The sequence below is a fragment of the Achromobacter sp. ES-001 genome, from assembly GCF_019448355.1.
Lineage (GTDB): Bacteria > Pseudomonadota > Gammaproteobacteria > Burkholderiales > Burkholderiaceae_B > Achromobacter > Achromobacter spanius_B.
Window position 1 is genome coordinate 5,674,918 of sequence record NZ_CP079940.1, and the last position, 11,824, is coordinate 5,686,741.

General features: G+C 65.6%; 12 protein-coding genes. All 12 read right to left on the minus strand.

The features are described 5' to 3' along the window. Positions 1 to 33: 33 nt before the first annotated feature. Positions 34 to 1,158, minus strand: a complete 1,125-nt coding sequence (locus KYT87_RS25710) for a zinc-dependent alcohol dehydrogenase family protein (protein WP_219991169.1) — start codon at positions 1,156 to 1,158, stop codon at positions 34 to 36. Positions 1,159 to 1,290: 132 nt separating this feature from the next. Next, entirely contained in the window at positions 1,291 to 2,043 is a 753-nt protein-coding gene (locus KYT87_RS25715) for a glucose 1-dehydrogenase (RefSeq protein ID WP_046807567.1), read from the minus strand. 25 nt (positions 2,044 to 2,068) lie between these two features. After that, complete coding sequence (locus tag KYT87_RS25720; protein WP_120157023.1) at positions 2,069 to 3,505, minus strand: aldehyde dehydrogenase family protein; 1,437 nt, start codon at positions 3,503 to 3,505, stop codon at positions 2,069 to 2,071. 17 nt (positions 3,506 to 3,522) lie between these two features. Beyond that, positions 3,523 to 4,179: an ABC transporter ATP-binding protein gene (locus KYT87_RS25725; RefSeq protein ID WP_219991170.1), complete on the minus strand. Its 657-nt coding sequence runs from the start codon at positions 4,177 to 4,179 to the stop codon at positions 3,523 to 3,525. A gap of 3 nt (positions 4,180 to 4,182) precedes the next feature. Then, on the minus strand, positions 4,183 to 4,923 hold the full coding sequence (locus tag KYT87_RS25730) for an ABC transporter ATP-binding protein (RefSeq protein WP_046807570.1): 741 nt from the start codon (positions 4,921 to 4,923) through the stop codon (positions 4,183 to 4,185). A gap of 2 nt (positions 4,924 to 4,925) precedes the next feature. Continuing rightward, the gene (locus KYT87_RS25735) at positions 4,926 to 5,936 is read right to left on the minus strand and encodes a branched-chain amino acid ABC transporter permease (protein WP_219991171.1); all 1,011 of its coding nucleotides are present in this window, start codon (positions 5,934 to 5,936) and stop codon (positions 4,926 to 4,928) included. After that, the gene (locus KYT87_RS25740; RefSeq protein ID WP_219991172.1) at positions 5,936 to 6,841 is read right to left on the minus strand and encodes a branched-chain amino acid ABC transporter permease; all 906 of its coding nucleotides are present in this window, start codon (positions 6,839 to 6,841) and stop codon (positions 5,936 to 5,938) included. The genes KYT87_RS25735 and KYT87_RS25740 overlap by 1 nt, the downstream gene beginning before the upstream one ends. A 266-nt stretch (positions 6,842 to 7,107) precedes the next feature. Continuing rightward, a complete protein-coding gene (locus KYT87_RS25745) occupies positions 7,108 to 7,722 on the minus strand; it encodes an electron transporter SenC (RefSeq protein ID WP_104141861.1) in 615 nt (204 codons plus the stop codon). Then, entirely contained in the window at positions 7,719 to 9,104 is a 1,386-nt protein-coding gene (locus KYT87_RS25750; RefSeq protein WP_255593563.1) for a Gldg family protein, read from the minus strand. Before KYT87_RS25750 ends, KYT87_RS25745 begins: the two co-directional genes overlap by 4 nt. Further along, positions 9,101 to 9,814 carry an ABC transporter permease gene (locus KYT87_RS25755; RefSeq protein WP_046807575.1) on the minus strand — a complete coding sequence of 238 codons (714 nt, stop codon included), beginning with the start codon at positions 9,812 to 9,814 and terminating at the stop codon, positions 9,101 to 9,103. Before KYT87_RS25755 ends, KYT87_RS25750 begins: the two co-directional genes overlap by 4 nt. Next, entirely contained in the window at positions 9,811 to 10,779 is a 969-nt protein-coding gene (locus KYT87_RS25760; protein WP_219991173.1) for an ABC transporter ATP-binding protein, read from the minus strand. Before KYT87_RS25760 ends, KYT87_RS25755 begins: the two co-directional genes overlap by 4 nt. A 68-nt stretch (positions 10,780 to 10,847) precedes the next feature. Continuing rightward, positions 10,848 to 11,714 carry an N-acyl homoserine lactonase family protein gene (locus KYT87_RS25765; protein WP_219991174.1) on the minus strand — a complete coding sequence of 289 codons (867 nt, stop codon included), beginning with the start codon at positions 11,712 to 11,714 and terminating at the stop codon, positions 10,848 to 10,850. Positions 11,715 to 11,824: the final 110 nt, after the last annotated feature.

Genomic DNA, 11,824 nt, shown 5'->3' on the forward strand with positions numbered 1-11,824 from the left:
TGTCTCTCCAGTGTTGTAGTCGGGTCTATGCCCTTAGAAAACGATGGCGTCGCGCAGGCTGCCGCCGGTGGCGAGGTGATCGAACCCCTCGTTGATCTGGTCCAGCGAAAATGATTTGCCCATCATCCTGTCCACCGGCAGGCGGCCCGCCTTGTACAGGTCGATATAGCGGCCGATGTCGATGGCGGGTACGCCGGAACCCAGGTAGCTGCCGCGTATGTCGCGCTCTTCGCCGACCATCTGCGAGAGCGATAGCGGGAAGCTGAACTTGGGGTTGGGCAGGCCCGAGGTAACGGTCGCGCCGCCGCGCCGGGTCAGCTTGTAGGCGGTTTCAAAGGCGGGCACGGCGCCCGCCATGTCAAAGCCGTAGTCCACGCGGCCGCCGGCCAGATCGAACAAGTCATCGTCCGTCTTGACCTGCTTGGGGTTGACGACGTGGGTGGCGCCCAGCTCTTTGGCCAGCGCCAGTTTTTCGTCGCTAAGGTCAACGGCGACCACGCGGCGCGCACCGGCCGCCACCGCCGCCAGCAAGGCAGACAGGCCCACGCCGCTCAGCCCGACGATGGCGGCGGTGTCGCCTGCCTTGATGCGTGCGCGGTTCAGCACCGCGCCCGCGCCCGTCAACACGGCGCAGCCGAACAGCGCGGCTTCGCGATGGCTGAGTTCAACGTTGACCTTCACGCAGGACCGGCGCGACACCACGGCGTATTGCGCGAAGCAGGACACGCCGGTGTGGTGGTTCAGGTATTCGTCGCCGATGTGCAGGCGGCGGTCGCCACCCAGCAAGGTGCCTTGCGTGTTGGCGGCCGCGCCGGGTTCGCACAGTGCGGGGCGGCCTTCCATGCAGGGATTGCAGCAGCCGCAGCTGGGCACGAACACCATGGCCACGTGGTCGCCGGGTTTCAGGTCGGTGACGCCGGGGCCGGTTTCGACCACTTCGCCGGACGACTCGTGCCCCAACACGATGGGCACGCCGCGCGGGCGGTCGCCGTTGATGACCGACAGGTCGGAATGGCACAGCCCGGCCGCCTTGATGCGCACCAGCACCTCGCCCGTGCCGGGCGGGTCCAGGTCGACCTCGGTGATGGTCAGGGGCCGGGTCTGGGCATAAGGGCCGGGCACCCCTACGTTACGCAACAACGCCGCTTTGATTTTCATGCGCTGACATCCAAGTAGAAGCAATACGGGCTAGAAGCAATACGGGCTAGAAGCGATGCGGACCGAAAGCAATACGGACCAGTAGCAATGCCGACCGGCAACCGGCCGGCAGGCACCGCCCCGATCACAGCTTTACACCGTGCGTCCGCCGTCCACCGGGAACTCCACGCCGGTGATGAATTCCGCCGCGTCGCTGGCCAGGAACAAGGCCGCCGCCGCCACGTCCGATGGCTGGCAGAAGCGGCCAAGCGGAATGGTGGACACGAACTTGGCGCGGTTCTCGGGCGTGTCGGGCAGACCCATGAACAGTTCGAACATCCCGGTGATGCCCATCACCGGGCAGATGGCGTTGACGCGGATGCCGTCGGGGCCCAGTTCCACGGCCATCGATTTGGACAGCACGTTGACGGCGCCCTTGGACGCGTTGTACCAACTGAGGCCGGGGCGCGGGCGGATGCCGGCGGTGGACCCGACGTTCAGGATCACACCGCGCTTTTGCTTGCGCATCACGGGCACCACGGCCTGCGCCATGTGGTAGATGGACTTCACGTTGATCTCGAACATGCGGTCGAACATGGCCTCGTCCACGTCCAGCATGGGCTGGTTCTTGTGGGTGATGGCGGCGTTGTTGACCACGATGTCGACGGAACCGAATTTTTCTTGGCAGACGCGCACGACGTTGTCGATGTCGGCGCGGCTGGACACGTCGGCCTTGACCGCCAGCGCGGCGGCGCCCACTTCGGCGGCCACGCGGTCGGCGGCTTCCTTGTTGATGTCGGCGATGACGACTTTGGCGCCCTCTTTCGCATACAGCTTGACGATGCCTTCGCCGAAACCGCTGCCACCGCCCGTGACGATGGCGACCTTACCCTGCAACTGACTCATGACTTGACTCCGATATGCGTGGCGATCATTCGCCGTAGAACTGGATCAGCGTTTTGGTCGTGCTCATTTCTTCCAGCGCGATGAAGCCCTTCTCGCGCCCGTGGCCGCTTTTCTTGACGCCGCCAAACGGCAGTTCCACGCCGCCGCCCGCGCCAAAGCCGTTGATGTAGACCTGACCGCACTTGATGCCGCGCGCCACGCGCTGCTGGCGTCCGCCGTTCTCGGTCCAGACCGCGCCCAGCAGGCCGTAGTCGGTGGCATTGGCCAGCCGGATGGCGTCGGCTTCGGTGTCGAAGGGCAGCGCCACCAGCACCGGCCCGAAGATTTCTTCGGTCAGCAAGGTGCTGTCGTGCGAGGGCGCGGAAAACAGTGTCGGCTTCACGAAGTAGCCGCCAGAAGGCACGCCGTCGGCAATGGCGCCTTCGGCCGCCACGGTCAGCCCATCGGCCAGGCCCTTGGCGATGTAGCGGTTGACGCGGTCGAACTGCGCCTTGTTGACGACGGGGCCGCAGGTCAGGTCCATGTCGGGCGTGCCGGCGCGCACCTTGGAAAACTCGGCGGCCAGCGCCTTCATGAAATCGGCATACACGCCGCGCTGCACCAGCAGGCGGCTGCCCGCCGTGCAGGTCTGCCCGGTGTTGTGGACGATGCCTTTGACGATGGCGGGAATGGCCAGTTTGTAGTTGGCGTCGTCGAACACAATGTGGGCCGACTTGCCGCCCAGTTCCAGCACGCACTTGACCGCGTTGACGGCGGCGGCCTGCTGGATCAGCACGCCCACTTCGTTCGAGCCGGTGAAGGTGATGAAGTTGATGTCGGCGTGACGCGACAGGCTGGCGCCCGCCTCTTCGCCCAGGCCCGTCACGATGTTCAGCGCGCCCGGCGGAAAGCCCACTTCCAAAGCCAGTTCGGCCACGCGGATGATGGACAGGCAGGCGTCTTCGGCCGGCTTGACGACGCTGGCGTTGCCCATGGCCAGCGCCGGGGCAACGCTGCGGCCGAACATCTGCGCCGGGTAATTCCACGGGATGATGTGGGCGGTCACGCCCAGCGGCTCGCGGATCAGCTGGACGGAATAGTCCTTCTGAAAAGGAATGGTCTGGCCGTGCACCTTGTCGGCCGCGCCACCGTAAAACTCGAAGTAGCGCGCCAGCACCGTGATGTCGCCGCGCGCGGTGGACATGGGCTTGCCGGTGTCGCGCGATTCCAGCCGCGCCAGCTCTTCGTGATGCGCCAGCACGGATTCACCCAGGCGCAGCAGCAGGCGGCCGCGTTCCAGCGCCGTCATGCGGCCCCAATCGCCTTCCAGCGCGGCGCGGGCGGCGCCAACAGCGGCATCCACATCGGCCTGCTGACCGCGCGGAATGGTGGTGAATACGTCGCCGTCCACCGGCGACACCACGTCTATGGTGCGCCCGTCATGGGCATCGACCTGGCGGCCGTTGATAATCATCTGCGTCATGCAATGTCTCCGGAAGTTCAATTCAAGGTGATCGAGCCGCGCTCGATCGTCCAGATCTGGTCAGGGATGTCGCCCAGCAGCTTCACGTTGGATTCCGTGATGACGACGCATAGGTCGGGCTGCAATTCCTTCAGGCGCCCCAACGCTTCGGTGTAGTCGCGCGCAAGCTTGGGGGCCAGGCCCTGAAAGGGTTCGTCCAACATCAACAGCCGCGTGCCGACCATGATGGCGCGCGCCAGCGCCACCATCTTTCCCTGCCCGCCCGACAGCGCCGATCCAGACCGGCCCAGCATGGGTTCCAGCTGCGGCACCACCTTCAGCACGGTCTGGATGCGGGTGGCGATTTCGGTCTTGGACTGGCCTTGCACTTCGCACGGCAGGTTCAGGTTTTCAGCCACGGTCATGGTCGGGAAGATCACGCGGTCTTCGGGTGCGTAGCCCACTTTCAAGGCCGCGCGCTTGTGGCCGGGCATGGCCGTCAGGTCGGCCCCGTCGAACGCGATCTTGCCGGACTTGATCTTGGTCAGGCCCATGATGGTGCGCAGCAAGGTGGTCTTGCCCGCGCCGTTGCGCCCCACAATCCCGATGGTTTTGGATGATTCAAAACTGGCGTTGACGTCGCGCAGGATGCGGTTGCCTGCCAGGTCTACGTTGATGGCCGATAGATTCAGCATGGTTCAGGCCCCCAGCACTTCGCTTTTGATCTGCGGGTTATTCAAGACTTCGTCCGGCGTGCCGTCGGCGGCCACCTTGCCCGCGATCCAGGCGGCCACGCGCGTGGCGTAGCGCGACACGATGTCCACGTCGTGCTCGACAAACCAGCTCGTCACGCGGCGCTCGTCCAGGGCGTGCATCACGGTTTCCATCAAGGCGAATTTGTCTTCGGACGCCACCCCGCTGGTGGGCTCGTCCATGATGAGCAGCTTGGGCCGCAGCGCCAGCGCCATGGCCACATCCAGCAGCTTGCGTTTGCCCTCGGGCAGCTCGATGGAGGCCTCGTCGGCTTCGGGCAACAGGCCCACCAGGTCCAGCGTGGCGTCCACTTCTTTTTCGTCGATGGTGCTTTCCAGCGAACGGAACCAGCTCAGTTCCTTGTTGCGGCGCGCGGCGGCGATCTGCACGCATTGGCGCACCGTGTGTTCGGTGAACAGCTGCGGCAACTGAAACGAACGGCCCAGCCCCAGACGCACGATCTTGCGCGGCGCCATGGCGGTGACGTCGCGCCCATCGAAAATCACGCGGCCCTTGGACGGCGCCAGGTAGCCCGTGCAGATGTTGATGAAGGTGGTCTTGCCCGCGCCGTTCTGGCCGATGACGGCCAGGCGTTCGCCTTCATGCAATTCGAAGTTGATGTTGTCGGCCGCGATCACGCCGCCGAAGGCCAGGTAAAGGTCTGTGGTTTGAATAAGCGGTTTCATCATCAGTTCCTGACCGGCGCGTGCGTGTTGGCGGAAACGCGCGCCTGCAAGGTGGCGTTGGCGCGGGCGCGGGCCTCATCGCGCTTTCGCGTGGCGATGCGCTTCATGACCTGGCCGACAAAGCCGGTGGGGAACATGAAGATCACCAGGATCAGCGTCAGGCCCAGCAAGAACTGCCACAGGCCGGGAAAGTAAGCGGCCGACACCAGCTTCACCGTTTCAAAACCGACGGCGCCCAGGAACGCACCGGCCGCATGGCCCGCGCCGCCCAGAATGGTGATGAAGACGAATTCACCCGAGCGCAGCCACGAGCCGATTTCGGGGGTGACCAGGCCCTGCATCAATGCCAGGATCGCGCCCGAGAAGCCGACGACGACAGCCGACAGCAGGTAGCCCTTCCACATGATGAAGTACGCGGAAAACCCCAGGTACTCAATGCGCGTTTCGTTGGTCTTGATGGCGGACAACGCCTGCCCGCTGCCCGAACGGAAGTAGCGCTGCACCCACCAGGCCAGCACCAGTGACAACACCAGCGTCAGCACCAGCAACGCGCGTTCGAAGGACTCGCGTTCCATCAGCACGCCGGCCATCGTGGGGCGCACGATGCGCATCCCGTCCGAGCCGCCGGTCAGCGTGTACAGCTTGCCCAGCAACGCGAACAGCACCATGCTCAACGCCAGGTTCAGCATCCCGAAGAAGATGCCGCGATAGCGCACCACGAACAGGCCGATCACGATGGCCGCCAGGAAGCTGGCAACGACGCCCGCCATAATCAGCAGCAGCGCGTCGGTGCCCGGCATGGCGCGCGCCAGGAACGCGACCGTGTAGGCCGAGATGCAGGAATACATGGCATGGCCAAACGAGATCTGGCCAGCCCGCGCCATCACCGACACGCCCAGCGCCGCGATGGCGTAGGTCAGACCGATGACGATGGGTGTGATTGTCCAGGAAAGGCTATAGCCAAGAGCTAGCGTGGCCATCGCGGCCACGAGGCTGAGTACGACGACTTTCATCAGATCCTCCGGGCTTGGGCGACGGTGAACAAGCCATGCGGCCGGATGATCAGCACCAACACCATGATGATGTACGGCACCGCCACTTCCAGTTCGGGCGCGGCGTAGACGGCAATGGAACGCATGACGCCAATCAGCAGCGCCGCGATCAGCGCACCGGTGATCTGGCCCAGCCCCGCCGTGGCAACCACCGCAAACGACAGCACCGTCATGTCGGTACCGGCGCCCGGCACCAGCGACGTGGTGGGCGCGGCCAGCGCGCCGCCCAACGCGCCCAGGATGGTGGCGATCACGAAGGTGACGTAGCCGATCTTCTTGGCGTTGATGCCCAACGACGTGGCCACTTCACGGTTGTGCGTCGTGGCCACCGTCTGCTTGCCCAGCTTGGTGTGGCGCAGGAAATACTCCAGGCACACGTAGGCCAGCACGGCGGTCACGGGCACCACCACCAGCTGGTAGGTGGTGTAGGTGATGTCGCCGATTTCGATATTGCCCAGACGGTTCACGACTTCGCTGGCGCTGTAGGGCTGCGCGCCCCACAGCAGGCGCTGGACGTCTTCCAGCATCAGGAAGCCGCCAAAGGTGATCAGCAGTTTCAGGATGGGGTCGTAGTTCTGCGCGCGGCGGATCAGCACGAATTCCATGATGCTGCCCAACGCCAGGCCGATGGCGATGGCGGCCACGAACAACGCGGCGAACAGCAGGAATGGGGAATCGGTTTTGGGCGCCAGAAACATGACGAGACTGGCCGCGGCATAACCGCCGAAGGCGTAGAAGGCGCCATGGGCAACGTTCAAGATGCCCATCACGCCAAACACCAGGGTTAACCCCATCGACACCAGGAACAGCAGACTGGCGTACGCCACGCCATCCACCAAGGCGAGAGGCAGTAGATCCAAGGTCAAGCGTCTTCTCCCAATACGCTAAACACCTGCCCCGTCCGCGATGCGTTGCCGGGGCAACGGGCATCGCCGGCAAGGCGGCGTGGGCACATGGCCCGGGCGTGCGCGTGGCGCGCCCTTGTCTCGTTATCAACCTTGCCGCCTTGGCTTCGAACGCGAATCGAAGCGGAACGGAAGGCACTTTTATGGACCGGCGCGATCACTGGCAAGCGCCACTTTTCGTACTAGTCCGATGTGCAGCGAAGTATAGGGACGCCCCTTTTGAGCGGCTATTTATCTTTGCGCAAGCCGGGTTTCACAAGCGATAGAGAGGCCGTGGTCGCCGTGCCGGGCGCATGCGGGTTTACCTGAATCGTCGCGGCCATCGGCGCGCGCGTCTGGTAATCGGGGATGATGCGCAGGTGCGGTTCATCGGGCAATTGCACATAACGGCCTAGTCCATCCGGCGTGAGCGCGCCCACGTCCATCCGGGCCAGCGTCGCGCCTTTATCGTCATCGATGGCGATGCGTAGCGCGGGCGGATTCAGGCCATACGATTCGCCGGGGTGCGGGGCCAGCACGCGGTCACTGCGAGCTTGCGAAAACAGCGACAGGAAGTCGTCTGCGTCGAAGGCGGGGGGTGTGGTGGAGGTTGCACTGCCCGGCATCGCGGCCCAACCCTGAGCGGCGCGTGTGTACGTCGTCGTGGATGCCGGCGTGGACAGCGTGATACGCGCCGCCTGCGCGGCGTTCCACGCGTACAGCCGCGCCGGCTTGCCGGTATCGTCATGCAGGTGCGTGTGCCCACTGTGGGTGGCGGGCGATTCCATGGCCTCGTGCCATTGCCAGGCGGACAGCGCAACGCCCGCCGCCAGCAACATCAGCCAGCCACGCCCCGCGTTCATCGCCGCCTCCACCACAGCAGCAGGCCCGTCATCAAGGCCAGCAATGGCAAGGCCACGGTACTGGTCCAGAACACGGTGCGCATCTGGCGATTGGTCAGTTCAACGCGGCGGTTCTCGTAATGGCGCGGGCGTATCGTCAACAAGGCGTCTTCACCGGCCAGCAGCGTGACGGCGCTCGTAAAGAGCGCGCCGTTGCCCAGCGTGGCGAAATGGCGGTTGGTAGCGAAATCGCTATCGCCCGCGACCAGCAGCGTGGGCCGCGCCGACCCGTCCGCGCTGGCGGCCTGCGCGTTGCGCGTGGCCAGCGCCATCAAGGTGTAGCGCCCCGCCGGCTGCCCCGGCAACTGCGCCTGTGCCGACGTCTGCGCCAGCGGCGTGACCGTCACGCCTTGCGGCAGCGCCTCTTCGGCGGGTTCCAGGCCTGCCGCGCCGGGAAAGAAACTTAACGGCAGGCCGCGCGTCATCTTGTGCCGCGTGTAGTCGCTGACGGCTGGGCTGCCGGGGTCGTTGCGGTAATGGCTGCCGGGGTCGACCAGCGCGCCGATCGGCCGCGCGATACCGAAGTCGGCCAGCAACGCATCCAGCCCGTGGCGCGTGTCCGGTTCCAGCAGCAACAGGGTCTTGCCGCCGTCGGCCGTCCAGCGGCGCAGCGCCTCTGCGTCGTCGCTACCGAACGGCGCGCGCGGCCCCGCCGCCACCACCACGGCGCAGGCCGGCAAGGCTTGCGCCAGGCTGCCCGCGTTGATACCGCGCGTGGCAAAGCCCAAGGTCTGCAAGGCATTGCGCGCCATCGCCATGCCGTGCTGCTCGTGCACCTCGACGCGCGCCACCAGGTTTTCATCGTCGCCGTGGTCTTCCAGATCGTCCAGCGACGTCAGGCTGTCCAGCATGGCTTCGCGATGCCCCTGCGTAAAGCACACCGTTTGCGCGCCACGCTGGCTGATGCGGATCAGCGCGTTGGTGAAGTCGGTTTCGGTGCCGCCGTTGATCGTCATCTTGCGCGTGTCGGCGGCCAGCACCGCGCTGCCGGCGAACTGGATGCCCGCTTCGCGCGCCTCGGCCGGACGCAGTGCCGGGTCCACGCCGCGCACACGGATCAGCGGGTTGGTATGTTCGTACTGGCGCAGCAGCTCCAGCGCGTCCACCATGCTTTTGTTGCGCAGATCGTAGAACCACGTCACGTCCACGGCCTGCTTGATCTGGCGGGCTACTTCAACGCTCTCGGGCGACAGGCTGTACAGGCGCTGCGCCGTCAGGTCCAGGCGGCCCAGATGGCGCGAGGCCCACAGGTTCAGCGCCAGCAGCAAGGCGGCAACGGCCAGCACCGGCAACCACAGCAACAGGCGCCGGCCCGTGCGCAGCATGCGAGGGTTTGCGTTCATCGCAGCCTCCAGCGCTTGAGGTTGACGGCGGCCACCATCAAGGCCAGCACCGCCACGCTGGCCAGCGTGACCGTGGCCGGACCGGGCAACACGCCCCGAATAAAGTCCACGTGTTGCGCCGACAAAGACAGCGCCTGAAAGAACGGCGACAACGCGGGAAAGGCGTCCAGCGCGGCCGGGTAATCAATGAACCACAGCAGCACCAGGATGCCCCACGTGGCGCTGGCCGCCACGATCTGGTTGGTGCAGGCGCTGGACACGGCAATGCCGATGGCCAGGAACAGCGCGCCGTACAGGAACACACCGACATAGCCGCCCACGATCGGCCCGTAGTCCGGCTGCCCGTACCACGCCAGCGGCAGCACGGCGGCGGTCGTGCCCGCCAGCATCAAGGCCAGGACCGTCAACCCGGCCGCGTACTTGGCCGCCACCAGCGTCGCGTCGGACAGCGGCAAGGTCAGCAGCATCTCCAGCGTGCCCTGGCGCGCTTCTTCGGCAAAGGCGCGCATGCTGACCAGGGGCATCACCAGGATCAGCAGGATGGTCATGTTGTGAAACGCGGTGACCATCTGCCCCGTGCTGACAAAGAACAGGTTGAAGCTGAACAGGTAGCCGGACAAGGCCCAGAACACGGCCACGACCACCAGCGCCACGGGCGAGCCGAAATCGGTGCGCAGCTCTTTTCGGTACAGCGCCAAAAAGCCTTTCATGCCCGCCTCCGCATCACCGGGTCGTTAGGCGCCAGCGCGGCAAGCAGGCGCGCTTCCACGGCGTCATGCAGCGACAGCACCGCGCGCACCTGGGCGTGCGCCAACACGATGCGCAGCACGCGGTCGCACATCGCGCCTGAAGGATCGCCCGCGTCGGCCGTGTCCCAGCTAATGCGCCACTTGCTCAGCGCGGCGTCTTGTACGGTAGCGTCCACGCCGCGTATCCCGTCGCAGGCCGACAGCGCGGCGCGCAAGGCGGCGTGGCCGGCCGTTGGCAAGGCCAGCTGTAATTGCAGCGCGGCCTGCGCCTGCCCCAGCACCGCGTCTTCCACCAGCCGCCCCTGCTGCAAGATGACGATGCGCGTGCACAAGGCTTCCACCTCTTGCATCAGGTGGCTGCTGAACACCACCGCGCGGCCCTGTGCGCAGCGGCGGATCATGGCGCGGGCCTCGACGATCTGGACGGGGTCCAGCCCATTGGTGGCTTCGTCCAGCAACAGCACGGGCGGATCGTTCAGCACCGCTTGCGCCAGGCCGACGCGCTGGCGCTGGCCCTTGGACAAACGGCCGATGGCGCTGCGGGCCACGGCTTGCAGGTCGAAGCCGTCGATGGCGCGTTCGATGGCAAGACGACGCGCGCCCGCCCCGCCCGCCACCTTCACCCCCGCGCCAAATTTCAGGTATTGCATGACCGTCAGCGCGTCATACAGCGGCGCGCGTTCGGGCAGGTAACCGATGTCGGCGTTGCCCCGGCCCGGCGCGGGCTGTCGGCCGCACACGGTGACGCGGCCGCTGTCGGGCGTGTAGAACCCGGCCATCAGGCGCAGGGTGGTGGTCTTGCCACTGCCGTTCGGCCCCAGCAGGCCCACGATTTCCCCGGGCGCCACGGACAGGCTCAGGGAATGCAGGACCTGACGGGGTCCGAACGACTTGCAGACCTGGTGCAAAGCAACGGCCGGCTGCATGGGGCGCCTTCGGTCAGACTTGCGTTAGTCGAGGTCGATCGACGGGGAATGCGGCATCCAGCAACGCGTTAATCGAACACTTTAGTCTTGGCGTTTTGCGCGTGCTGCTCGGCGTCGTGGCTGTACCAAAGCTGGCCCTGGCGCGCATCGCGGATCTGCTTAAGACGGTCAATCGCCAGCATGGACGCCGCGGTATTCCAGGTGATGCCCGGGATGACGCCCGCCTCGTTCTCGGCGGTGTAGATGGCGTCGGCCGCCAGCAGCACGGTGCCGGTGTTCTTGAGCTTGACCTGCAAGGACTGGTGGCCCTGCGTGTGGCCCTTGGTGTCCAGCAGCACGATGGTGCCGTCGCCAAACAGGTCGAAGTCGCCTTCCACCTGGATGAAGTCGTAGTCGCGCGTGGTGTCGAAGTCCTTCATGACATAGGCGGCGCGCTGAAATTTTTCGGGCCACCAGGCGGCGCGCAGTTCGGCCTTTTGCACGACGTGCTTGGCCTTGGGAAACATCTTGATGTTGCCGGCGTGGTCCAGGTGAAAGTGCGAATACACCACGTACTTCACGTCGCTGACGTCAAAGCCGGCGGCCTTGAGCTGGCGGTCGACGACCTCGTCGCGGCCCTGGATGGAATTGAACGCGCCGCACAGGCCCTGGCCCCAATAGTTGGCGCAGTTGCCGTCGGCGGTGGCCTGGTTCATGCCGGTGTCGAACAGGACCAGGCCGCGCGGGTGCTGGATGACATAGGCGGGCACCGGGATCTTGATCTTGGTGCCCACGTCGACCATGGCGGTCATGAAGCCCTTGTCCAGTTCGATCTTGCCGACCGACAGCTGCATCAGCTTGATGTCGGGCGGCGCGTCGGCGGCCTGCGCGCCCGCCCCCGCCAACACCGCCACCATGCCCACCGCCCCTGCAAACCTCTTCCAGCTCTTGCTCATTGTCGTCTCCTCGGACCCACGGGTAACCGCCGCCAGATGGCGACGGTCGATAGCAAGCCACCCGGTGTGTCCCGGGTTTTCATTCGATAGGGTTCTGCTGTGCGGGGGGA